This is a genomic window from Amorphoplanes digitatis (assembly GCF_014205335.1).
GTDB lineage: Bacteria > Actinomycetota > Actinomycetes > Mycobacteriales > Micromonosporaceae > Actinoplanes > Actinoplanes digitatus.
In genome coordinates, this window is record NZ_JACHNH010000001.1 from 6,785,571 (window position 1) to 6,808,457 (window position 22,887).

A 22,887-nucleotide genomic window follows, 5' to 3' on the forward strand; every position below is an offset into this window, starting at 1 on the left:
TGCCCTCGCATGGCGCTGCGATCACCGCCGCCACCGCGACTGCCGCTGCGGTCGCCAGCGCAACCGCCCGGTGACATTCTCGGTGCCGTGCCGCGCCGTGCCGCGTTGCCGGGCGGCGCGGGCGCGTTGTGGGCGGCTCGGGGCGAGCGTTGTGGCGCGGGGACGTAGCCGGGGCCGCGGCCCCGGCTGGTGTGCTGGTTTGGCTGTGAGGGCTTTAGTGGCCGGCTACGTTCCAGTCCTGGCCGCCGCCGACTGAGACCTCGAGGGGGACCGACAGGGGGTAGGCGCCGCCCATTTCGCGGCGGACCAGGGCCTCGAGGGCCTCGCGTTCGCCTGGGGCGACGTCGAAGACCAGTTCGTCGTGGACCTGGAGGAGCATGCGGGAGGTCAGGCCTGTGGTGCGCAGGGCGGTGTCGACGCGGAGCATCGCGATTTTGATGATGTCGGCGGCGGAGCCCTGGATCGGGGCGTTGAGGGCCATGCGTTCGGCCATTTCGCGGCGCTGGCGGTTGTCGCTGCTCAGGTCCGGCAGGTAGCGGCGGCGGCCGAGGATGGTGGCCGTGTAGCCGTCCTGGACGGCGCGGCGGACCACCGCCTGTAGGTAATCGCGGACGCCACCGAAGCGTTCGAAGTACTCCTCCATCAGGGCGCGGGCCTCGTCGGTGCCGATGCTGAGCTGGTTGGAGAGGCCGAAGGCGCTCAGGCCGTACGCGAGGCCGTAGTTCATCGCCTTGATCTTGCGGCGCTGGTCCGGGATGACCTCGTCGAGCGGGACGTGGAAGACCGACGAGGCCGTGGCCGCGTGGAAGTCGGCGCCCGAGTTGAACGCGGCGATCAGGGCCTCGTCGCCGGACAGGTGCGCCATGATGCGCATCTCGATCTGGCTGTAGTCGGCGGTCATCAGCTGCTCGTAGCCGTCGCCCACGACGAACGCGCGGCGGATGCGCCGGCCCTCCTCGGTGCGGATCGGGATGTTCTGCAGGTTGGGGTCCGTCGAGGACAGCCGGCCCGTCGCGGCGACCGTCTGGTTGAACGTGGTGTGGATCCGGCCGTCGTCGGAGACCGACTTGAGCAGGCCGTCCACCGTGGACTTCAGCTTGGCCACGTCGCGGTGGCGCAGCAGGTGCGCCAGGACCGGGTCGCCGGTCTGCGCGAACAGGTTCTGCAGCGCGTCCGCGTCGGTGGTGTAGCCGGACTTGATCTTCTTGGTCTTGGGCAGGCCACGCTCGTTGAAGAGGATCTCCTGGAGCTGCTTGGGCGAGCCGAGGTTGAACTCGCGCCCGACCACCTCGTGCGCGCCCTGCTGCGCCGACTTCACCTCTGCGGCGAAGTGCGCCTCCAGCTCCGACAGGTAGGCGGTGTCGGCGGCGATGCCGACGTGCTCCATCTCGCCGAGCACGATCGACAGGGGCTGCTCGACCTCGGCGAGCAGGCGCTGCGAGGCGCCGTCGTCGCGGGACAGCTCCTCGCAGATCGTGTCGGCCAGGTCGAGGGTGGCGCGGGCGCGGAGCATGACGTTCTGCTCCGCGGTGCCCTCGTCCTCGCCGAGGCCGTCGAGGGTGAGCTGGCCGTTCTCGGGGGCGTCGACGCGCAGCTCGCGCTTGAGGTAGCGCAGGGCGAGGTCGGTCAGGTCGTAGGCACGCTGGTCGGGCTTGGCCAGGTAGGCCGCCAGGGCCGTGTCGACGCGCACGCCGGCCAGGGTCCAGCCGTGCGCGCGGAACGCGAGCATCGCCGACTTGGCCTCGTGGATGACCTTCGGCCGGTCGGCGTCGGCCAGCCAGGCCGCGACCGCGCGCTCGTCGCTCTCGTCCAGCGCCGTGGGGTCGAACCAGGCGGCCGGGCCGTCGCCGGTCGCGACCGCGATGCCGGTCAGCTCGCCGGTGCCGCGGCCGAAGCGGCCGGTGACGGCCACGCCGACCGGGGCCTCAAGGGCGTGCTCGGCCAGCCAGCCCGCGACCTCGCCGGGGCGAAGCACGGCGCCGGACAGGTCGAAGCCGGACTCGGCCTCGGGCTCGACCGCCTCCAGGTACGAATAGAGCCGCTCGCGCAGCACCCGGAACTCGAGCGCGTCGAAGACCTGGTGCACGGCCTCGCGGTCCCAGCCCTGCCACCTGACGTCCTCGGGGCGCAGCGGCAGCTCGAGGTCGCGGACGAGCGCGTTGAGGTTGTAGTTGCGCATGACCTCGGCCAGGTGGTCGCGCAGGCTCTCACCCGCCTTGCCCTTGATCTCGTCGACGCGCGCGACGATGCCGTCGAGCCCGCCGTACTGATTGATCCACTTGGCGGCGGTCTTGTCGCCGACGCCGGGCACGCCGGTCAGGTTGTCGCTGGTCTCGCCGACCAGGGCGGCCTTGTCGCGGTAGCGGTCGGGCGCCACGCCGTATTTGGTCTCGATGGCCTCGGGGGTCATCCGCCAGACCTCGGACACGCCGCGCACCGGGTAGAGGATCGTGACGTGCTCCTCGGCGAGTTGGAACGCGTCCCGGTCGCCGGTGGAGATGACGACCTCCATGCCGGCCTCGCGGGCCTGGCTGGAGAGCGTCGCGATGACGTCGTCGGCCTCGTAGCCGGGCTTCTCCACCACGGGGATGCGCAGCGCCTCGAGGACCTCCTTGACCAGGCTCACCTGGCCCTGGAAGGGCGTCGGGGTCTCGGCGCGGCCGGCCTTGTATTCCGGATACAGCTCGGTGCGGAACGACACCCGCGAGACGTCGAAGGCGACCACGATGTGCGTGGGCTTCTCGTCGCGCAGCATGTTGATCAGCATCGAGGTGAAGCCGAACACGGCGTTCGTCGCCTGGCCGGTCTGGGTGGAGAAATTCTCCACCGGCAGCGCGTAGTAGGCGCGGTAGGCCAGCGAGTGCCCGTCGAGCAGCAGCAAGCGGGGGGTCTGGGCGTCGTCACTCACGTCGCAGAACTCTAGTCGCGAGGTATGACAGGAACGCCGACCGCCCCGCCCGCTTTACAGCACCTTGCTGAGGAACGCCTTGGTTCGCTCCTGCTGCGGGTTCCCGATGACCTCCCGCGGCGGGCCCTGCTCGACCACGACGCCCCCGTCCATGAAGATCAGCGAGTCGCCGACCTCACGGGCGAAACCGATCTCGTGGGTGACCACGATCATGGTCATGCCGTCGCGGGCCAGGTCCTTCATCACGTCGAGGACCTCGCCGACGAGCTCCGGGTCGAGCGCGCTGGTCGGCTCGTCGAAGAGCATCAGCTTGGGCCGCATGGCCAGGGCCCGGGCGATCGCGACCCGCTGCTGCTGGCCGCCGGAGAGCTGCCCCGGGTAGTTGTCCTTCTTCGCGCTCAGGCCGACCCGCTCCAGCAGCGCCGCCGCCCGTTCCCGGACCTCGCCCCGGTTCTCACGCTTGACGCGCAGCGGCGCCTCCATGACGTTCTGCATCACCGTCATGTGCGGGAACAGGTTGAACCGCTGGAACACCATGCCGATGGCGCGGCGCTGCTCGGCGACCTCGCGGTCCCGGAGCTCGTGCAGCTTGCCGCCGCGCTCGCGGTAGCCGATCAGCTCACCGTCGACGAAGATCCGGCCTGCGTTGATCTTCTCGAGGTGGTTGATGCAGCGCAGGAACGTCGACTTGCCCGAGCCGGACGGCCCGAGCACGCAGCACACCTCGCCCGGCTTGACCACCAGATCGATGCCCTTGAGCACCTCGAGCGAGCCGAAGGACTTGTGCACGTTGTCCGCGCGTACCATCTCGGCGGTCTTGTCGTCCGTGACCGTCATGGCGTGCCTCCCTCGCCGATCTTGCCGCCCTGCTCGGCCGTCAGGCCGCTCAGGCGCATCCGGGCCTTCCCGGCGGCGCCGTAGCCGCGCCCGAAGTGCCGTTCCACGAAGTACTGGATCACCATCAGCACGCTGCACAGGATCAGGTACCAGATGCAGGCCGCGATCAGGACCGGCAGCACCACGAAGGTGCGCGAGCTGATCGCCTGCAACTGGAAGAACAGCTCATAGGTCACCGGCACGAACGCCACCAGCGAGGTGTCCTTGACCATGGCGATGGTCTCGTTGCCGGTCGGCGGGACGATCACCCGCATCGCCTGCGGCAGCACGATGCGCCGCAGCACCTGCCCGCGCGACAGCCCCAGCGCCGAGGCCGCCTCGGACTGCCCCTCGTCGACGGACTGGATGCCGGCCCGGACGATCTCGGCCATGTACGCGGCCTCGGACAACCCGAGCGCCAGCACGCCGGCGACGAACCCGGAGAGCAGGTCCGTTGCCCTGATGCTGTAGAACTGCGCGTTCAGGTCATGGATCCCGAAAAGGTTGCCGATCTGCTGGTCGAACGGCAGGCCGAGACCGATCCGCTCCCACAGGATGCCCAGGTTGCCGAAGAGGATCGCCAGCACCAGCCGGGGCACCGCCCGGAAGACCCAGGTGTAGAGGAACGCGACGCTGGACAGGATCGGGTTCGTCGACAGCCGCATGATCGCGACGACGATGCCGAGCCCGACACCGATGATCATCGCCAGCACGGTCAGCACGATCGTGCCGCGCAGGCCCTCGAGCACAGGGCCGGTGAACATGGCGCCGCGCTTGCCCTCGCCCATGCTGACAAAGATGAAGTGCCAGTTGAAGCGCTCGTTGGTCAGCACGAGGTGCAGGAACATCGCGGTCAGCACGGCCAGGACCGCGATCGCCACCCAGCGCCCGGGGTGCCGGACGGGCACGGCCTTGATGGCCTCGGGTCGTGCCCGTCCGGACTGTGTCTCCGTTGTCATGCGTGGGTCAGGAGACCTGCGGGTTGACTGCCGGGTCGGTGATGCCGCCGGCCTCGACGCCCCACTTGGTGAGGATCGTCTTGTAGGTGCCGTCGGCGATCAGCGCCGCCAGCGCCTGCTTGATGACGTCACCGAACTCGGCCTGCGCCTTCGGCAGGACGTACCCGTACGGCGCCGCGTCGTAGATGTCGCCGACCAGGGCCAGCTGGCCGTTGGTCTGCTTCACCGCGTACGCGCCGACCGGCGAGTCCGCCAGCATGGCGTCGTCCTTGCCGGAGACGACCGCGTTGGTGGCGTCGCTCTGCGCCTGGTACTGGTCGATCGTGATCTTCGCCTTGCCGGCGTCGGTGCACTTCTTCGACCGCGCGGTGATGTCGTCGAGCTGCACGGTGCCGACCTGCACGGCGACCTTCTTGCCGCAGGCGTCGTCCGGGTTGATCGCCGCGCCGGCCTTGGCCGCCCACTGGGTGCCCGCCGAGAAGTAGGAGACCATGGTGGCCTCCTTCTCGCGCTCGGCGTTGACCGTGAACGACGAGACGCCGACGTTGTACTTGCCCGAGGTCACGCCCGGGATGATCGCGTCGAACTTGGCCGACTGCCACTCGGTGGTCAGGCCCAGCTTCTGCGCCACCGCGTCGAACAGGTCGACGTCGAAACCGATGATCGTCTTGCCGTCGGCGTCCAGGTACTCGTTCGGCGCGTACGAGGAGTCCGTGCCGATGGTGAGCTTGCCGGCGGCCTTGATCTCGGCCGGGACCTTGTCGGCCAGCGACGTGTCGGCCGAGGCCGTGGGCACGGGGGTACCCGCGCCGGTGTCACCCGACTCCTCACCGCAGGCGGACAGGGAAACGGTCATCGCAAACGCGGCGCTCAGGCCCACGATCGCGCGCCGCAAAGGGGTGGTGCGGAACATCGTCGTCAACTCCTCAATGGTGTTTCGAGTTACTCAGGCAACGCCGAGGTAGGCATCCTTGACCGAGGGGTCGGTCAGTAGCTCTGCGCCGGTTCCGGTCTTCACGATCCGGCCGGTCTCCAGCACATACGCGCGGTGCGCCCGCGACAACGCCTGCTGGGCGTTCTGCTCCACCAGCAGCACGGTCGTGCCCTGCTGGTTGATCTCGACGATGATGTCGAAGATCTGCTGGATCAGCATCGGCGCGAGGCCCATGGACGGCTCGTCGAGCAGCAGCAGCTTCGGCCGGCTCATCAGCGCCCGGCCGACCGCGAGCATCTGCTGCTCGCCGCCGGACATGGTGCCGCCGACCTGCTTCTCGCGCTCCTTGAGCCGCGGGAACAGGCTGAACGCCCGGTCCAGGTCCTGGTTGATCTCGGCCCGGTTGCGTCGCGTGTACGCACCCATCTCGAGGTTCTCCCGCACCGTCATGCCGGGGAAGATGCCCCGGCCCTCCGGCGACTGCGAGACACCCCGCACGACCCGCAGATCGGCGCGCAGCTTGGTGATGTCCTCACCATCGAACTTGATCGAGCCCTGCGCCACCGGGCGCAGCCCGGAGATCGCCCGCATCGTCGTCGACTTGCCGGCGCCGTTCGCGCCGATCAGAGCGACGATCTCGCCCTCGCCGACGTTCAGGCTGATGCCGTGCAGGGCCTGGATGCGCCCGTACAGCAGCGTGACGTCCTGCAACTCAAGCAGCATCGGTGGGCACCCCCAGGTACGCCGCGATCACGGCGGGATTGTCCCGCACCTCGGCGGGCGTACCCTCCGCGATCTTCTTGCCGAACTCCAGCACCACGATCCGGTCCGTGACGCCCATGACCAGACGCATGTCGTGCTCGATGAGCAGCACCGTCACCCCGGTGTCGCGGATCTTGCGGATCAGCGCGAGCAGGTCTTCCTTCTCCGCCGGGTTGAAGCCGGCCGCCGGCTCGTCCAGGCACAGCAGCGTCGGGTTCGTCGCCAGTGCCCGGGCGATCTCCAGCCGCCGCTGCTCGCCGTACGAGAGGTTGCGAGCGACCTCGCCCGCCCGCTCGTGGATGCCGACGAAGCGCAGCAGCTGCAACGACCGGTCCCGGCCGCTGCGCTCCTCGCGCCAGAACCGGGGCAGCCGGAACAGGGCGCTGATCACGCTGGTCTTGTGGTGGGCGTCCGCGCCGACCATCACGTTCTCCAGCGCGGTCATCTCCGGGAACAGCCGCACGTTCTGGAACGTGCGGGCGATCCCGCCGCGGGTGATCTCGTGCTTCTTCTTTCCGACGATCGACTCACCCTGGAACCGGATGCCGCCGCTGGTCGGCCGGTAGACGCCGGTCATCGCGTTGAAGCACGTCGTCTTGCCGGCACCGTTGGGGCCGATGAGACCGAAGATCTCACCCTTGCGCAGGCTGAAGCTGACCTCGTTGAGCGCGACGACGCCGCCGAAGCGCAGCGTCACGTTGTCGACGACCAGCAGCACCTCGCCCGAGCGCTCTTCGTCGCTGACCGGCGTGCTCGCTACCGCGGTGGTCTTGCCCGTTGGCGCCGCCTGGTCTACCGGACGCGCGTTGGCGGCGTCGGCTTCCTGCGGCGTCTCGATGTGCGGCTCACTCAATGGGAGCCACCTCCTTCTCGCGGTCCTTGAGCTCCATCGCACGCCGCCGGCTCGGGATCAGGCCCTGCGGCCGGAAGATCATGATTGCGATGATCACCGCACCGAAGATCGCGAACCGGAAACCGAACAGGTCGGTGTGCCAGATCGGGTCCTCGATGCCGCGCAGCCGGTCGGGAATGTACGAAATCAGCGCACCGCCCAGGATGGCACCGGCGATGTTGCCCGCACCACCCATGACGACGCCGGCCAGCACCAGGATCGAGAACTGGAGCACGAACGTGCCCGAGTTCATGAAGCCCTGCTCGCCCGCGAACATCACGCCGCCAAGGCCGCCGATGAACGCGCCGATGGCGAACGCCCACAGCTTGTACTTGATCGTCCGCACGCCCATGATCTCGGCGGCTTCCTCGTCCTCGCGGATCGCGAGCCACGACCGGCCGACCCGGCTGCGGTCCAGGTTCCGCACCGCGAGGATCACCAGGATGATCACGGCGAGACCCAGCCAGTAGTACGGCGTCGCGTCGGCAACGCCGAACATCGGCTTGCCGTCGGCCAGCGTGCCCGGCGGGTGCGGGATGTCCGCGAAGCCCCGGTCACCGCGCAACGTCTCGGTGCTCGTCGCCACGATCCGGATGATCTCCGCGAAGCCCAGCGTCACGATCGCCAGGTAGTCACCGCGCAAGCGCAGCGTCGGCCAGCCCAGGATGAGACCCGAGACCATCGCGACCGCGAGACCGACCGGCACCGCGGCCAGCCAGCCCCATTCGGTACGCAGGACGCTGTCCGGCGAGGTCAGCAGCGCGACGGTGTAGGCGCCGACGGCGAAGAAGCCGACGTAGCCCAGGTCGAGCAGGCCCGCGAAGCCGACCACCACGTTCAGGCCCAGCGCGAGCAGCACGTAGTAGGACATGTTGAACAGCGCACTCGGCCAGTCGACACCCTGGGTGACGATCTGCGGCCCGATCACGGGGATCTCGCCCACGTACGGCAGCAGGAACGCGAGAGCCGCGAACACCACCATCAGGACCCCGCGCACCACCGGACTCTGCCGGCCGAACCAGCCCCGGACGCCGCCCGAGTCACTCTTGGCCTTCTTCGCCGGCGCCGGAGTCTGCTCCGGAGTCGAACTTGTCGCCTCGGTCATGCCCTCGCCCTTCCGAGAGACTCGCCCAGCAGGCCCGTCGGACGGACCAGCAGGATCAACACGAGCAGCACGAACGACGCCGCGTGCAGCCACTCCGTGCCGAACAGCGACGCCGCGTAGTTCTGCAGCAGCCCGAGCAGCAGGCCGCCGACCAGCGCGCCGCGCAGGTTGCCGATACCGCCGAGCACCGCCGCCGTGAACGCCTCGATGCCCAGCAGGAAGCCGGCGTCGAAACGCGTGACACCAACCTTCAGGTCGTACATCACCGCCGCGATACCGGCCATCAGACCGCCCAGCAGGAAGACGAGCGAGATCACGCGGCCCTTGTTGACGCCCATCAGCGCCGCGCTGTCCGGGTTCTGCGCCACCGCGCGGATGCCGCGGCCCAGCCGGGAGCTGTTGATGAAGCGGTCGAGCACGAACATCATCACGAGCGCCAGCACGATGATCAGAATCTGAAGATTCGTGACATGCATGTTGCCGATCACGAAGACGTCTCGCGGATGGATCAGCGCCGGCACCGCCCTGATGTTGCGCTGGGTGATGACGCCCATGGTCTCTGAGATGAACAGGGACGCGCCGATCGCGGTGATGAGGAAGGCCAGCGGCGGCGCGTTGCGCTTACGCAGCGGCCGGTAGGCGATGAATTCGACACCGAGTGCCGTGACACCGGACAGGACGATCGCCGCCACCAGTCCCAGTACCAGCAGACCGATCACGGCCGGAACGGACGGGATCGCCGTGTTCTGGTCGAGACCGAAGAGCTCCCACGCCCAGATGCAGGCGAAGGTGCCGAGCAGAAAGACCTCGGAGTGCGCAAAGTTGATCAGGCGAAGGACGCCGTAGACCAGGGTGTAACCCAGGGCGAAGAGCGCGATGATCGCGCCCTGGGCCAGGCCCGTGATCGTGAGCGGCCCGAAGTCCTGAATCAGACCGGAGAAGTTCACAAGGGGCTCCTGAAACGAGAAGGTCGGTGCGGCCGGAGATCATCCGGCCGCACCGGCCCTACGAAAAGTGACTCAGCCGATCAGACGGCCGGGACCTCTTGGTCCGCGATCGTGTTGCCAGCCGCGTCGAACTTGAACGCCCACACCTTGATGAACTTGGGGTCGAGCTCACCGGTCGGGGTGAACTTGTAGGTGTTGGCGATGCCCTTGTACTCGGTCGCGCCGAGGTACGTGTTGAGCTTCTCCACCGTGGTGTTGCCGGCGTCGATGCCCTGCAGCATGAAGTTGGCCGCGTCGAACGCGACGTCGCTGTAGGTACCGGCGTCGACGTTCCACTTCGCCTTGTAGTCGGTGACGAACGTGCCGCCCGCCTTCTCCGGCGGGGAGCAGGGGCAGGTCACGATGGTGCCGGTCGCGGCGGCGTTGCCCGCGGCCTTGGCCAGACCCGGGTCCTTCATGCCGTCGCCGCCGACGAGGGTGCCCTTCCAGCCGGCCGTCGTCAGGGCCTTACGGATGAGGCCGGCGTTCTGGTAGTAGCCGCCGTAGAACAGGGCGGTCGCACCAGAGGAGACGACCTTCGTCACGAGCGCCGAGAAGTCGGTCTGCTTGCCGTCGGCCTCGGTCTTGTCCGTGGCGACGACAGCGGTGCCGAGGGTCTTCTTGACGACCTCGGCCAGACCGGCGCCGTACGCCGACTGGTCGTCCGCGACGAAGACCTTCTCGGCCTTCATCACGTTCTTGATGTAGTTACCCGCGGCGGGGCCCTGCGCGTCGTCGTTCGCGACCGCGCGGTGCCAGGTCTTCCAGCCGTTGGCCGAGAGCGAGACGCGGGTGGCCGACGGGCTGATCGACGGGACGCCGGCCTGCTCGAAGATCGGGTCGGCAGCCTCGGACTCACCCGAGAACGCCGGACCGACGATGCCGATGATCTTCTTGTCCGCGACCAGGTTACGGGCCACGCCGGGCGCGACGCCCGGGTCACCCTGAGAGTCGAACTTCGCGACCGTGATGCAGTCGGAGCCCTTCTTCTCGTTGTACTGGTTGATTGCCAGCTCGAAGCCCTGCTCGATGTTCACACCGAGGTTGGCCGCCGGGCCGGTCAAAGCGCCAAAGAACGCGAGCTTGTAGCCGCAGTTGCCACTGGCCGTGTCATCACTGCCGCTGTCGCTGTTGCAAGCAGCGGCACCGGCGATGAGGCCGACAACGGCCAACCCGCCGATGGCACGTACGAGAACCTGCCTCAAGGTTGGAACCCTCCTCCATACCGAACCCACCGAGCCACCGCAGGTCGAGTGGCACTTGCGCACCCGAACGACGCCGCTGCGCCCGTCATGGGGCCGGACGCTATCCCACACTCCGGCACGGGGGTAAGGGTTCGCACGGGCATTCACCGAACCGTTACGTGCGGTGATGCCGCGTAGGAGAAGGTGTAACAAACAGCCAGTTGAGGCCGGGCCCGCCGCTACGGCGCGGGCACCCCTGGCGACTCCTCACCCTCCGCGAGGATCCGGTCCGCGACCTCACGCATAGTCATCCGGTGGTCCATCGCCGTGCGCTGGATCCACTTGAACGCCTGCGGCTCGGTCATCGAGTACTTCGTCATGAGCTCGCCCTTGGCGCGCTCCACCGACTTGCGCGTCTCAAGCCGGTCGGTCAGCCCGGCCACCTCGGCCTCGAGCGCCGAGATCTCCGAGTACCGCGAGAGCGCGATCTCGATCGCCGGCACCAGGTCCGACTTCTGGAAGGGCTTCACCAGGTACGCCATGGCGCCGGCGGCGCGCGCCCGCTCGACCAGATCGCGCTGACTGAACGCCGTCAGGATCACGACCGGCGCGATGCGTCCGCCGGCGATCCGCTCGGCGGCGGCCAGGCCATCCATGATCGGCATCTTGATGTCCAGGATGACCAGGTCCGGCGTCAGATCCTCGGCCAGCCGGACGGCGGTCTCGCCGTCACCGGCCTCGCCGACGACGTCGTAGCCCTCCTCCACGAGCATCTCGGCCAGGTCCAGCCGAATGAGCGCCTCGTCCTCGGCGATCAGCACCCGCCTGCGCTCAGCGCTCGCTTGCGTGTCGGCCACGGAACTCCTACCCCCAACACTCCGAAGTCGCGACACCCGGGTATCTGGGTGCCGCCGCCCTAAGCGTAGTGGGTAAGCTTCGACGTGCCCTCGCCAGCGTGACCTTGTCACGTTCGGGCCGGGCATGCCGGGGTGGCGCAATCGGCTGACGCGGATGACTCAAAATCATCTGTTCGAAAGGACATGCGGGTTCGAATCCCGTCCCCGGCACCACGGCAATAGTGTCGTACCCCCGTTCGAAGATGTCGGGGTGCATCCTCCTCAGTTGCGCGAACGCGCCGCCCGCATGATGGCCGCCGGAGTTCCGTTCGGCGAGGTGTGCAAAGCCCTTGGCCTGCCACGCGGGACGGTAATCCATTGGTTCTATGGCGAGCGCGCCCGGCGCCGCCTGCTCAGTCCACTCGAACCCACCCGATGTCCCCGCTGCCGGCCGGACTCGGGGAATCTCGACGATCGTGAAAGCTACTGCTATCTCCTAGGTCTGTATCTCGGTGACGGCCACCTGGTGACAACCGCCAAGGTCCCGGTCCTCCGTGTCTACTGCGCCGACGCGTGGCCCGGGCTCATCGACGAGTGCGAGCGGGCCATGCTCGCCGTTCTCGCGAAACGCGTCCAGCGGGTTCAGAAGGTCGGATGTGTCGGCGTGCAGAGCTATTCCATTCATTGGCCGTGCCTATTTCCCCAGCACGGGCCCGGGCGCAAGCACGAACGCCCGATCTATCTCGCCGCTTGGCAACAATCGCTGGTCGACGCCAATCCTGGGAGTTTTCTACGCGGGCTCATACATTCCGACGGTTGCCGCGTCATCAATAAGGTCGTCCGGGCCGGCCAGACGTACTCCTATCCCAGGTACATGCTCTCCAACGAATCGGCCGACATCATGAGGCTCTGTCAGGACTCACTCGATCGGCTCGGCGTCAGCTGGCGGATGTGCCGGCGCAACCTGCTCTCGGTCGCCCGGAAGGACGACGTGGCGGAGCTGGACCAGCACGTGGGACCGAAGCACTGAGCAGCGGCCGAACACCCTCGACGGACGGGCCCAGGCAGGCGGCCGGCCACCTCGGCTATTTCCCCGAAAGGCCGGTCTGCCGGTCTCGCCAGTGTTGTCATGGCAGTACCAGCACCGGTAGGAGGCTCCATGTTGTGGTCCGGCTCCGCCCCCTTGACCGTCGTGCGTGACGGTATATGGGGTTTCCTCCTATTTTCGGGCGTGGCCTGGCTGGCGATCGCCTGGAGCGTGCTCCGGCTCGAACCCGTCGACATCGTGACCGCGGCCGGGCTGGTGATCCTGTTCGGGGCGCTCACCGAGGCGATCCGGGCGCTCGCCGGCACCCGGACCTGGTGGCTGAACGCGGGCATGGCCGTGCTGTTCGCCATAACCGGGGTGATCGTGCTGATGGACAACGGCGGCTCCTGGGCCACCCCGGCGGCGCTGATCGGCTGGTACCTGATGGTGCGAGGCGCCGCCGACCTGGGCATCTCGATGATGACCCGGGAGTCCGACCGGATCTGGGGCATGCTGACGGTCGTCGGGCTGGCCGAGCTCGCGCTGGGTTTCTTCGCCGCGAGCTCGTACGCGCGCACGGCCGAGGTGGTGATCCTCGTGCTGGGTGGCGCGGCGCTGCTGCGCGGGGTGGCCGATCTCGTCGCCTCGCTGCGGCTGCGCGAGGTCTCCTCGGCGATGGACGGCGACCGGCTGCTGGAGCTGACGCCGGAGCGCGCGGTCGGGGTGGCCGGCTACTCGGCGGGGCTGACCGACTTCGAGGCGGGCCGGCCGGCGCGGGGCGCCCGCCCCCGGCACCGGGCCACGCCGACCACCACGACCACGACCGCGGCCGCGCCGATGCCGTACCCGCCGGCGGCAGGCCCGCTGACGGAGACACCGTTGACGGAAGTGCCGGTGTCGGAGATGCCGGTGGCGGGCCCGCCGTTGATGGAGACGACGGGGACGGAGATGCCGGGAACGGAGACGGCGGGGACGGAGATGCCGGCCGCCGGGCCGCAGCCTCCGAGATCGTGGGAGGTGCCGGCCGGCCGGCCGGTCAGTTTCCACGACGAGGTGCTGCGGACCACGGCCGACCTGGACGCGATGCTGGCGCAGGCCGGGGTGACCGGCGCGATGTCGCCGGGCCCGCTGGCGCATGCGCACGAGCCGATCGAGGTGCCGGACACCGCCGAGGGCGCGGAGCTGCCCGACCAGCACGAGGCCGCCGCCGCGGCCGCCGCGGCGGCACAGCGCCAGGTCGCCGAGGTGGACGACCCGGCGCTGCCGCTGCTGGATTCGGCGGCGCGCGCGGGCGAAACGGCCTCGCCAGGCGCGGAAGACACGGCGATCATCGCGAAGCGCTGGGTCGACTGAGCCAAGCGGTGACCTGAGCCAAGCGGTGCCCAGAACCAAGCGGTGCCCAGAACCAAGCGGCGGGCATGGCCAGACCGGACGAAACCAAAGCCGAGCCGAGCCGAGCCGAGCCGAGCCGAGCCGAGCCGAGCCGAGCCGAGGGAGACTAGCGGGCGCCGACGCGGCGCAGTAGGCCCTCCTGCACGGCGCTGGCGATGTGTCGACCGTCCTCGGTGAACATCCGTCCGCTGGCCAGGCCCCTGCTGCCGCTCGCCGACGGGCTGCTGCAGTCGTAGAGGAACCATTCGTCCGCGCGGAACGGCCGGTGCAGCCACAACGCGTGATCCAGGCTGGCGCCGATCACCCCGCCAGGGCCCCAGACCTCGCCGTGCGTCGACAGGACCGCGTCGAGCAGCGACAGGTCGGACGCGTAGGCCAGGGCGCAGGCGTGGATCAGCGGGTCGTCCGGCAGTTTGCCGTTGATGCGCATCCAGACCCGCTGCTCGTCGGCCGCCTCCCGGTCGCCGGGCGGCACCCAGCCGGGGGTGGCGACGTAGCGGACGTCGATCGCCTGCGGCGCGGACTTGAAGACGGCCAGGCGCTCGGGGTACTGGGCGAGCCAGTCGCCCATGGTCGGGGTCTCGTCCGGGCCGGGCACACCCTGCGGCGCCGGCGAGTGGTGGTCGAGGCCCTCCTCGGCGACCTGGAACGACGCGGACATCAGGAAGATCGCCTTGCCGTGCTGCTGCGCGGTGGCGCGGCGTACGGAGAACGAGCGGCCGTCGCGGATGTTCTCGACGCTGAACTCGATGGGGACCGTGGGGTCACCGGGGCGCACGAAGTAGCCGTGCAGGGAGTGCACCAGGCGGTCCGGGTCGACGGTGCGGCCGGCCGCGACGAGGGCCTGGCCGGCGACCTGCCCGCCGAAGACGCGCTGGGCGCCGACCTGTGGGCTCTCGCCCCGGAACGTGGCCGCGTCGATCTGCTTGAGGTCGAGGACTTCGAGTAGCTGATCGACGGCGGCCTGTCCCACCAGCGGCTTGCCGCTCACTTGACCTCGTTGACCGTCGCCGGGTCGACGAGCGAGCCGAGCTGGTGCACGCGCAGGGTGTTTGTGGAGCCGGGAGCGTTCGGCGGGCTGCCGGCCACGACGACGACGTACTCGCCGGGCTTGGCCAGTCCGAGGCCGAGCATGCTGCGGTCGACCTGGCGGAACATGTCGTCGGTGTGCTGGACGAAGTCCGTCAGGAACGTCTCGACGCCCCAGGAGAGTGCGAGCTGGTCGCGGACCTCGGGCACCGGGGTGAAGGCGAGCAGCGGGAGCTCGCAGTGCAGCCGGGAGAGGCGGCGGACGGTGTCGCCGGTCTGTGAGAACGCGACGAGGGCCTTGGCGCCGATGTTGCGGGCGATCCGGCTGGCGGCGACGGTCAGCGCGCCGCCGTGTGTGCGCGGGTCGTGTTGCAGGACCGGCACGCCGAAGTCGCCGCTCTCGGTGGTGGTGACGATCTTCGCCATGGTGCTGACGGTGAGGACCGGGTACTTGCCGACCGAGGTCTCTCCCGAGAGCATCACGGCGTCGGCGCCGTCGAGGACCGCGTTGGCGACGTCGGAGGCCTCCGCGCGGGTCGGGCGGGAGTTCTCGATCATCGAGTCGAGCATCTGGGTGGCGACGATGACCGGCTTGGCGTTCTCGCGGCAGAGCTGGACGGCGCGCTTCTGCACCAGCGGGACCTGGTCGAGGGGGAGCTCGACGCCGAGGTCGCCGCGGGCGACCATGACGCCGTCGAAGGCGAGCACGATGGCTTCGAGGTGGACGACGGCTTCCGGCTTCTCGACCTTGGCGATGACCGGGAGGGTCTTCTTCTCCTCGGCCATGATCTGGTGCACGAGCTTGATGTCGTCGGGCGAGCGGACGAACGACAGGGCGATCAGGTCGACGCCGAGGCCGAGGGCGAAGCGCAGGTCGGCCTCGTCCTTGTCGCTCATCGCGGGGACGCTGACGGCGACGTTGGGCAGGGAGACGCCCTTGTTGTTGCTGACCGGGCCGCCCTCGGTGACGAGGCAGCGGATGTCCTCGCCGTCGACGGCGGAGACCTCGACCGCGACCTTGCCGTCGTCGATGAGGAGACGGTCGCCGACCTTAACCTCCTGCGGCAGCTTGGTGTAGGTGCAGCTGACCCGGTCGGGGGTGCCGAGGATGTTCTCGCTGGTGATGGTGACGAGGTCACCGGTGCGCCAGACGTGCGGGCCGTTGGCGAACCGGCCGAGACGGATCTTGGGACCCTGCAGGTCGGCGAGGACCGCGACGGCGCGGCCGGTCTCCCTCGCGGCGGCGCGGACCATGTCGTAGATCTTGCGGTGGTCCTCGTGGCTGCCGTGGCTGAAGTTCAGCCGTGCGACGTCCATGCCGGCCTCGACCAGCCCGAGCATGCGCTCGGGGGAGGCGGTTGCGGGACCCATGGTGCAGACGATCTTTGCGCGACGTGTCACAGCCATCAGGCTAGTCTCTCTTTCGGATCGGCTCGCTGGCCGACCCCCGTCAGAAGGATGAACTGCGAATGGCGGCGCCCCGGTTGGGTCCGTCGGGCGCGCCTTCGATCAGCAAGGGTGGCGGGCGTCAGCGACCGCAATCGGCCTCAGCTTATCGGTCGGCTCCCGGCGTCCGCCGGGAGATGGCCCGACTGGAGCGCGCCCCCGGTGAACCCATAAACCGATTGTCACGTGTTGATTGCACTCGGTTAAATGGGGTTGGCGTCGGACTGGGGGTACGGCGATGGCGATCCGGTGGTGGGCCAGCAGGCGGCAGCGGGTGCTGGAGCGCGCGGCCCGCGAGCAGGCATACGAGAGCGACGCGGCGCGGCGGCGGCTGCTGCGCCACGCGGCACAGTGCGGTGGCGCCCGGGCACTGCCCCGGCAGCGGACGGCCGCGACGACGGTACGGGTCTGATGATCGCGGGGCGGCCGGGCCGCCCCGCGATCGCCGGTTCAGCGGGTCGCGGCCAGCGGCTGCGACGACGGGCGTACCGGTGCCGGCAGTTCGCCGAATCCACCCAGGTAGGTGTGGATCGCCGCGGCGGCCGCCCGGCCCTCCGCGATGGCCCACACGATCAGCGACGCGCCGCGGTGCATGTCGCCCGCGACGAACACGCCCTCGGCGCCGGTCTGCCAGTCCTCGTCCGCGTCGACGGCTCCCCTGCTGTTACGGGTCACCCCGAACTGGGTGAGCAGCGGCTGCGGCTCGGTGCCGTCGAAGCCGATGGCCAGCAGCACGAGGTCGGCGCGCAGGTCGCGCTCCGATCCCTCCTGGACGGTGACCGTACGGCGGCCGTCGATGCGCTCGACGACGACGTCGGCGACGCGGACCGAGACGACCTTGCCGGTGCCGTCGTCCACGAACTCCTGCACGGCGACGCCGAAGACGCGCTCGCCGCCCTCCTCGTGCGCCGGGTAGTTGCGCAGGATGACCGGCCAGGTCGGCCACGGGTGCAGCTCGCCGGCGCGGGCCTCGGGCGGCAGCGGGTACTGGTCGAGCTGGATCACGCCGGCCGCGCCCTGGCGGTGTGCGACGCCGAGGCAGTCGGCGCCGGTGTCACCGCCGCCGATGATCACGACGTGCTTGCCGTTGGCGTCGATCGGCGTGGTGTCCTGCAGGCCGGCGACGACGCGGTTGGCGGGCACCAGGTGCTCCATCGCCAGGTGCACGCCCGACAGGTGCCGCCCGGGGGTGCCGGTGGTGTCGCGCCCGGCGAGGGCGCCGCAGGTGAGCAGCACCGCGTCGAAGCGTTCCCGCAGGTCGTCGGCGGTCACGTCGACGCCGACCTCGACGCCGACCTCGAAGACAACGCCCTCGGCCGCCATCTGGGCGAGGCGCTCGTCGATGCGCTCCTTCTCCAGCTTGAAGTCCGGGATGCCGTACCGCAGCAGGCCGCCGATCCGGTCGTCCCGCTCGTAGACGGTGACGGCGTGGCCGGCGCGGGCCAGCTGCTGCGCGGCGGCGAGCCCGGCCGGGCCGGAGCCGACCACGGCGACGCTGCGCCCGGACAGGACGACCGGCGGCTGCGGCACCAGGCCGGCGGCGAACGCGTGGTTGGCGATCTCCACCTCGACCTGCTTGATCGTCACCGGGTCATCGGAGATGCCGAGCACGCACGCGGCCTCGCACGGCGCCGGGCAGAGCCGGCCGGTGAACTCCGGGAAGTTGTTCGTCGCGTGCAGGCTCTCCGCGGCCGCCGCCCAGGCGTTCGTGCGGACCAGGTCGTTCCAGTCCGGGATGCGGTTGCCCAGCGGACAGCCCTCGTGGCAGAACGGGATGCCGCAGTCCATGCACCGGGTGGCCTGGTCGCGGATGAGCTCGCCGTCAGCCGACGGGTACACCTCCCGCCAGTCGCGGATGCGGACCGGCACCGGGCGGCGCTTGGGCAGCTGCCGCTCGTAACGCAGGAAACCGTTCGGATCAGGCACGGGTGACCCCCATAACCGCCTCGTCGATGTTCCGACCGGCGGCTTCGGCGGTCCTGATCAGCTCCATCACGCGCTTGTAGTCGCGCGGCACGACCGCGGTGAACTCCTCCACCGCCGTCTGCCAGTCCTTGAGCAGCCGACCCGCGACGGCGGAGTCGGTCTCGGCGAAGTGCTTCTCCACCAGGGCGTGCAGTCGTTCCCGCTCCTCGCCGGTGAGCGGGGTGAGGTCGACCAGCTCGGGGTTGATCCGGCCCGCGTCGAGCTTGTGCACGAACGCGGTGCCGCCGCTCATGCCGGCCGCGAAGTTGCGCCCGACGGCGCCGAGCACGACAACGGTGCCGCCGGTCATGTACTCGCAGCCGTGGTCGCCGACGCCCTCGACGACCGCGACGGCGCCGGAGTTGCGCACCGCGAACCGCTCACCGGCGCGGCCGCGCAGGAACACCTCGCCGCTCGTGGCGCCGTACAGGATGGTGTTGCCCGCGATGATGTTGTCCTCCGCGACGAACGCGGCGGTCGGTGCGGGCCGCACGATCACCCGGCCGCCGGAGAGTCCCTTGGCCACGTAGTCGTTGGTGTCGCCGATCAGCCGCAGGGTCACCCCGCGCGGCAGGAACGCGCCGAACGACTGCCCGCCCGTGCCCCGCAGGGTGAACGCGATGGTGTCGTCGGGAAGGCCGTTGCCGCCGTAGCGGCGGGTGACCTCGCCGCCGAGCATCGCGCCGACGCTGCGGTGGTCGTTGCGCACGGCCACCTCGGCGCGGACCTGGGCGCCCGCCTCCAGCGCGGGCGCGGCGAGCGCGATCAGCTCGTTGTCGAGCGACTTCTCCAGGCCGTGGTCCTGCTTGACGATGCCGCGCCGCGCGGCGCCCTCGGGCAGCTCCGGCACGAACAGCACCGGCGACAGGTCGAGGCCCTTGGCCTTCCAGTGCGACACGGCGGGCTCGATCTCGAGCAGCTCCGCGTGCCCGATCGCCTCGTCGATGCTGCGGAAGCCCAGCTCGGCGAGGTAGCCGCGGACCTCCTCGGCGAGGAACAGGAAGAAGTTCTCCACGAACTCGGGCTTGCCGGTGAACCGCTCGCGCAGCACCGGGTTCTGCGTGGCGATGCCGACCGGGCAGGTGTCCAGGTGGCAGACCCGCATCATGATGCAGCCCGACACGATCAGCGGCGCGGTCGCGAAACCGAACTCCTCGGCGCCGAGCAGCGCCGCGATGATCACGTCGCGGCCGGTCTTGAGCTGGCCGTCGACCTGCACGGTCACCCGGTCGCGCAGCCCGTTGAGCAGCAGCGTCTGCTGTGCCTCGGCGAGGCCGAGCTCCCACGGCGAGCCGGCGTGCTTGAGCGAGTTGAGCGGGGACGCGCCGGTTCCGCCGTCGTGGCCCGAAATCAAAATCACGTCGGCCTTGAGCTTGGCCACCCCCGCCGCGACGGTGCCGACCCCGATCTCGGAGACCAGCTTCACGTGTACGCGGGAAGCCGGGTTGACGTTCTTCAGGTCGTGTACGAGCTGCGCCAGGTCCTCGATGGAGTAGATGTCGTGGTGCGGCGGCGGCGAGATGAGCCCGACGCCGGGCGTGGCGTGCCGGGTCTTGGCGATCCACGGCCACACCTTGTTGCCGGGCAGCTGGCCGCCCTCGCCGGGCTTCGCGCCCTGCGCCATCTTGATCTGGAGGTCATCGGCGTTGACGAGGTACTCGCTTGTCACGCCGAAGCGCCCGGAGGCGATCTGCTTGACCGAGGAGCGCCGCTGCGGGTCGTAGAGGCGCTCGACGTCCTCGCCGCCCTCGCCGGTGTTGGACTTGCCGCCGAGGCGGTTCATCGCGATCGCGAGGGTCTCGTGCGACTCGGCCGAGATCGAGCCGTAGCTCATCGCGCCGGTGGCGAAACGCTTGACGATCTCCGAGGCCGGCTCGACCTCGTCCAGCGGGACCGCCTCGCGGTCCTTGAAGCGGAACAGCCCGCGCAGCGAGCCCGCCTGCTCGGCCAGGTCGTCGACCTTCGCCGTGTACTGCTTGAAGACGTCGTACTGCTTGCTGCGGGTCGCGTGCTGGAGCAGGAAGACGGTCTCCGGGTTGAACAGGTGCAGCTCGCCCTCGCGGCGCCACTGGTACTCGCCGCCGACCTCGAGGCGGCGGTGGCTGCGCTCGGCCGGGTTGCTCGGGTACGCCTTGGCGTGCCGGGCGGCGACCTCGGCGTGGATCTCGGCAAGGCCGGAGCCGCCGATGCGTCCGGAGGTGCCGGCGAAGTAGCGCTGGAGCAGCCGGTTGTCGAGGCCGACCGCCTCGAACACCTGCGCGCCGCAGTACGACGACACCGTCGAGATGCCCATCTTGGACATGATCTTCAGGACGCCCTTGCCGAGCGCCTTGACGTAGTTGCGGACCGCCTTCTTCGACTCCATGCCGGCGAGCGGGCCGGTGGCGATGAGGTCGTCGACGGACTCGAACGCCAGGTACGGGTTGACCGCCGCGGCGCCGTACCCGATCAGCACGGCCGCGTGGTGCACCTCCCGGCAGTCGCCGCTCTCCACGACGAGCGCCACCTGCGTGCGGGTCTGCTCGCGGACCAGGTGCTGGTGCACCGCCGCGGTGAGCAGCAGCGACGGGATCGGCGCCAGGTCCGCGTTGGAGTCGCGGTCGGAGAGCACCAGGATGCGCACCCCGTCCTCGATCGCCTCGGACACGTGGCGGCAGATCTGCGTCAGCCGCGCCTTGATGCCCTGCGCGCCCTCCCGCAGCGGGTACAGGCCGGAGACCCGGACCGCCTTGAAGCCGGGCAGGTCGCCGTCCTCGTCGACGGAGAGCAGCTTGGCCAGCTCGTCGTTGTCGATGACCGGGTACGGCAGCACGATCTGCCGGCAGCTGGCCGGTCCCGGCTTGAGCAGGTTGCCCTCGGGCCCGATGGTCGTCGACAGGCTGGTCACCAGCTCCTCACGGATGGCGTCCAGCGGCGGGTTGGTGACCTGGGCGAACAGCTGGTGGAAGTAGTCGAACAGCAGCCGCGGGCGGGTCGACAGCGGCGAGATCGGCGTGTCGGTGCCCATCGAGCCGAGCGGCTCGGCGCCGCTGCGGGCCATCGGCGCGACCAGGATCTTCAGCTCCTCCTCGGTGTAGCCGAAGATCTGCTGGCGGCGCATGACCGAGTCGTGGGTGTAGATGATGTGCTCACGCGGCGGCAGGTCCCGCAGGTCGATCATCCCGGCGTGCAGCCACTCGTCGTACGGCCGGGCGGCGGCCAGCTCGGCCTTGATCTCGTCGTCGTGCACGATCCGGCCGGCCTCGGTGTCGACCAGGAACATCCGGCCCGGCTGGAGCCGGCCCTTGGCGATGACCGTTGCCGGGTCGAGGTCGAGCACGCCGGCCTCGGAGCCGAGCACGACCAGGCCGTCGCTGGTGTGCCACCAGCGGCCCGGGCGCAGGCCGTTGCGGTCCAGGACCGCGCCGATCAGGGTGCCGTCGGTGAACGCCACGCTGGCCGGGCCGTCCCACGGCTCCATGAGGCTGGCGTGGAAGCGGTAGAAGGCGCGCCGCGCCGGGTCCATGCCCAGGTCGTTCTCCCAGGCCTCCGGGATCATCATCAGCACGGAGTGCGGCAGGCTGCGCCCGGACAGGTGCAGCAGCTCGAGGACCGCGTCGAAGTTCGCCGAGTCCGACGCCTCCGGGGTGCAGATCGGGAAGAGCCGCTTGAGGTTGCCGGGCAGGTTCGGCGAGGCGAGCAGGGCCTCGCGGGCGGCCATCCAGTTCTTGTTGCCGCGGATGGTGTTGATCTCACCGTTGTGCGCGATGAACCGGTACGGGTGCGCCAGCGGCCACGACGGGAACGTGTTCGTCGAGAAGCGCGAGTGCACCAGCGCGATCGCGCTGTCCACCCTGGAGTCGGTCAGGTCCGGGAAGAAGTGCGGCAGCTGGTCCGGGGTCAGCATGCCCTTGTAGGTCATCGTGCGGGCCGACAGCGACGGGAAGTACGCCGCGACGCCGCGCTGCGAGGTCTCCCGCTCGGCCTGCTTGCGGATGCAGAACGCCACCCGGTCGAGCTCGATGCCGGACAGGGCCTCGCCGGACGGGCCGGCGGCGCTGCCGGTGAGCCGGTGTGCGGCGAGGAAGACCTGCTTGATCTGGGGGCGGGCCGCCTCGGCGGTCTCGCCGAGGCCGGACGGGTCGACGGGCACGTCGCGCCAGCCGAGGATGTCACCGCCCTCGACCAGGGCGTACTTCTCGAAGACCGCGATCGCGCGGGCCGCCTCCGCCGGGTCGTTGGGCAGGAAGACCAGGCCGGTCGCGTACGCGCCGGCCGGCGGCAGGTCGAAGCCCGCCACGGCGCGCAGGAACACGTCGGGAATCTGGATCATGATGCCGGCGCCGTCGCCCGTGTTGTGCTCGGCGCCGCGGGCGCCACGGTGGTCGAGCCGGATCAGCGCCGACAGGCCCTTGGCGACCACGTCGTGGGAGCGCCGGCCGTGTAGGTCGGCGACGAACGCCACGCCGCATGCGTCGCGTTCCTGAGCCGGGTCGTACAACCCCTGAGGGTGCGGAAGAGCCACCGGGCCTCCGATCGTCACTGGTGTTCCGTTTCAAGGTCGGGACGACGTCGGCCCTGCAAAGTCACTAGAGTCTACGTTAGTC

Annotated in this window: 17 protein-coding genes and 1 tRNA gene; 4 read left to right on the top strand and 14 right to left on the bottom strand. The window is 69.7% G+C overall.

The window, feature by feature from the left end; genetic code table 11:
• Window positions 1–214: 214 nt before the first annotated feature.
• The 10 genes from polA to BJ971_RS29660 form a co-directional block, all read right to left on the bottom strand.
• Window positions 215–2,908: a DNA polymerase I gene (gene polA, locus BJ971_RS29615; protein ID WP_184996452.1), complete on the bottom strand. Its 2,694-nt coding sequence runs from the start codon at window positions 2,906–2,908 to the stop codon at window positions 215–217.
• A 54-nt stretch (window positions 2,909–2,962) separates the two neighbouring features.
• Window positions 2,963–3,745: an amino acid ABC transporter ATP-binding protein gene (locus BJ971_RS29620; RefSeq protein ID WP_275411409.1), complete on the bottom strand. Its 783-nt coding sequence runs from the start codon at window positions 3,743–3,745 to the stop codon at window positions 2,963–2,965.
• Window positions 3,742–4,743: an amino acid ABC transporter permease gene (locus tag BJ971_RS29625; protein WP_184996453.1), complete on the bottom strand. Its 1,002-nt coding sequence runs from the start codon at window positions 4,741–4,743 to the stop codon at window positions 3,742–3,744. The genes BJ971_RS29620 and BJ971_RS29625 overlap by 4 nt, the downstream gene beginning before the upstream one ends.
• 7 nt (window positions 4,744–4,750) lie before the next feature.
• Complete coding sequence (locus BJ971_RS29630; protein WP_184999178.1) at window positions 4,751–5,656, bottom strand: ABC transporter substrate-binding protein; 906 nt, start codon at window positions 5,654–5,656, stop codon at window positions 4,751–4,753.
• A 33-nt stretch (window positions 5,657–5,689) separates the two neighbouring features.
• Window positions 5,690–6,400 (bottom strand): ABC transporter ATP-binding protein, encoded by a 711-nt coding sequence (locus BJ971_RS29635; RefSeq protein WP_184996454.1) that lies wholly within the window; start codon window positions 6,398–6,400, stop codon window positions 5,690–5,692.
• Window positions 6,390–7,157 carry an ABC transporter ATP-binding protein gene (locus tag BJ971_RS29640; RefSeq protein ID WP_184999179.1) on the bottom strand — a complete coding sequence of 256 codons (768 nt, stop codon included), beginning with the start codon at window positions 7,155–7,157 and terminating at the stop codon, window positions 6,390–6,392. The genes BJ971_RS29635 and BJ971_RS29640 overlap by 11 nt, the downstream gene beginning before the upstream one ends.
• 127 nt (window positions 7,158–7,284) lie before the next feature.
• Window positions 7,285–8,313 carry a branched-chain amino acid ABC transporter permease gene (locus BJ971_RS29645; RefSeq protein WP_203709707.1) on the bottom strand — a complete coding sequence of 343 codons (1,029 nt, stop codon included), beginning with the start codon at window positions 8,311–8,313 and terminating at the stop codon, window positions 7,285–7,287.
• A gap of 119 nt (window positions 8,314–8,432) precedes the next feature.
• The gene (locus BJ971_RS29650; RefSeq protein WP_184996456.1) at window positions 8,433–9,383 is read right to left on the bottom strand and encodes a branched-chain amino acid ABC transporter permease; all 951 of its coding nucleotides are present in this window, start codon (window positions 9,381–9,383) and stop codon (window positions 8,433–8,435) included.
• Window positions 9,384–9,463: 80 nt separating this feature from the next.
• Window positions 9,464–10,627 (bottom strand): branched-chain amino acid ABC transporter substrate-binding protein, encoded by a 1,164-nt coding sequence (locus BJ971_RS29655; RefSeq protein ID WP_184996457.1) that lies wholly within the window; start codon window positions 10,625–10,627, stop codon window positions 9,464–9,466.
• Between the two features lie 218 nt (window positions 10,628–10,845).
• Window positions 10,846–11,463: an ANTAR domain-containing response regulator gene (locus BJ971_RS29660; protein ID WP_184996458.1), complete on the bottom strand. Its 618-nt coding sequence runs from the start codon at window positions 11,461–11,463 to the stop codon at window positions 10,846–10,848.
• Window positions 11,464–11,589: 126 nt separating this feature from the next.
• Between BJ971_RS29660 and BJ971_RS29665 the strand changes: the two genes are divergently transcribed.
• The 3 genes from BJ971_RS29665 to BJ971_RS29675 all read left to right on the top strand — a co-directional run bounded on the left by BJ971_RS29665 (window position 11,590) and on the right by BJ971_RS29675 (window position 13,822).
• Window positions 11,590–11,676, top strand: a tRNA-Leu gene (locus BJ971_RS29665).
• 52 nt (window positions 11,677–11,728) lie between these two features.
• On the top strand, window positions 11,729–12,472 hold the full coding sequence (locus BJ971_RS29670) for a transcriptional regulator (protein WP_239087840.1): 744 nt from the start codon (window positions 11,729–11,731) through the stop codon (window positions 12,470–12,472).
• 162 nt (window positions 12,473–12,634) lie between these two features.
• Window positions 12,635–13,822, top strand: coding sequence for an HdeD family acid-resistance protein (locus BJ971_RS29675; RefSeq protein WP_184996459.1), 1,188 nt, complete (start codon window positions 12,635–12,637; stop codon window positions 13,820–13,822).
• Window positions 13,823–13,967: 145 nt separating this feature from the next.
• Here BJ971_RS29675 and BJ971_RS29680 read toward each other — a convergent pair whose 3' ends face one another.
• Both BJ971_RS29680 and pyk read right to left on the bottom strand, forming a co-directional pair.
• Window positions 13,968–14,852 (bottom strand): acyl-CoA thioesterase, encoded by an 885-nt coding sequence (locus BJ971_RS29680; protein WP_184996460.1) that lies wholly within the window; start codon window positions 14,850–14,852, stop codon window positions 13,968–13,970.
• On the bottom strand, window positions 14,849–16,297 hold the full coding sequence (gene pyk, locus BJ971_RS29685) for a pyruvate kinase (RefSeq protein WP_184996461.1): 1,449 nt from the start codon (window positions 16,295–16,297) through the stop codon (window positions 14,849–14,851). Before pyk ends, BJ971_RS29680 begins: the two co-directional genes overlap by 4 nt.
• Window positions 16,298–16,574: 277 nt before the next feature.
• On the opposite strand from pyk, the gene BJ971_RS29690 reads away from it, so the two are divergent.
• Window positions 16,575–16,748, top strand: coding sequence for a hypothetical protein (locus BJ971_RS29690; RefSeq protein WP_184996462.1), 174 nt, complete (start codon window positions 16,575–16,577; stop codon window positions 16,746–16,748).
• A 38-nt stretch (window positions 16,749–16,786) separates the two neighbouring features.
• Here BJ971_RS29690 and BJ971_RS29695 read toward each other — a convergent pair whose 3' ends face one another.
• Together BJ971_RS29695 and gltB are read right to left on the bottom strand one after the other, a co-directional pair.
• The gene (locus BJ971_RS29695) at window positions 16,787–18,262 is read right to left on the bottom strand and encodes a glutamate synthase subunit beta (RefSeq protein ID WP_184996463.1); all 1,476 of its coding nucleotides are present in this window, start codon (window positions 18,260–18,262) and stop codon (window positions 16,787–16,789) included.
• Window positions 18,255–22,823 carry a glutamate synthase large subunit gene (gene gltB, locus BJ971_RS29700; RefSeq protein ID WP_184996464.1) on the bottom strand — a complete coding sequence of 1,523 codons (4,569 nt, stop codon included), beginning with the start codon at window positions 22,821–22,823 and terminating at the stop codon, window positions 18,255–18,257. The genes BJ971_RS29695 and gltB overlap by 8 nt, the downstream gene beginning before the upstream one ends.
• Window positions 22,824–22,887 lie beyond the last annotated feature (64 nt).

Coding starts and splice junctions, on each gene's coding strand:
- BJ971_RS29625 (WP_184996453.1), bottom strand. CDS start 4,743: ATGACAACGGAGACACAGTCCGGACGGGCACGACCCGAGGCCATCAAG.
- pyk (WP_184996461.1), bottom strand. CDS start 16,297: ATGGCTGTGACACGTCGCGCAAAGATCGTCTGCACCATGGGTCCCGCA.
- BJ971_RS29690 (WP_184996462.1), top strand. CDS start 16,575: ATGGCGATCCGGTGGTGGGCCAGCAGGCGGCAGCGGGTGCTGGAGCGC.
- BJ971_RS29635 (WP_184996454.1), bottom strand. CDS start 6,400: ATGCTGCTTGAGTTGCAGGACGTCACGCTGCTGTACGGGCGCATCCAG.
- BJ971_RS29645 (WP_203709707.1), bottom strand. CDS start 8,313: ATGGTGGTGTTCGCGGCTCTCGCGTTCCTGCTGCCGTACGTGGGCGAG.
- BJ971_RS29620 (WP_275411409.1), bottom strand. CDS start 3,745: ATGACGGTCACGGACGACAAGACCGCCGAGATGGTACGCGCGGACAAC.
- BJ971_RS29630 (WP_184999178.1), bottom strand. CDS start 5,656: ATGTTCCGCACCACCCCTTTGCGGCGCGCGATCGTGGGCCTGAGCGCC.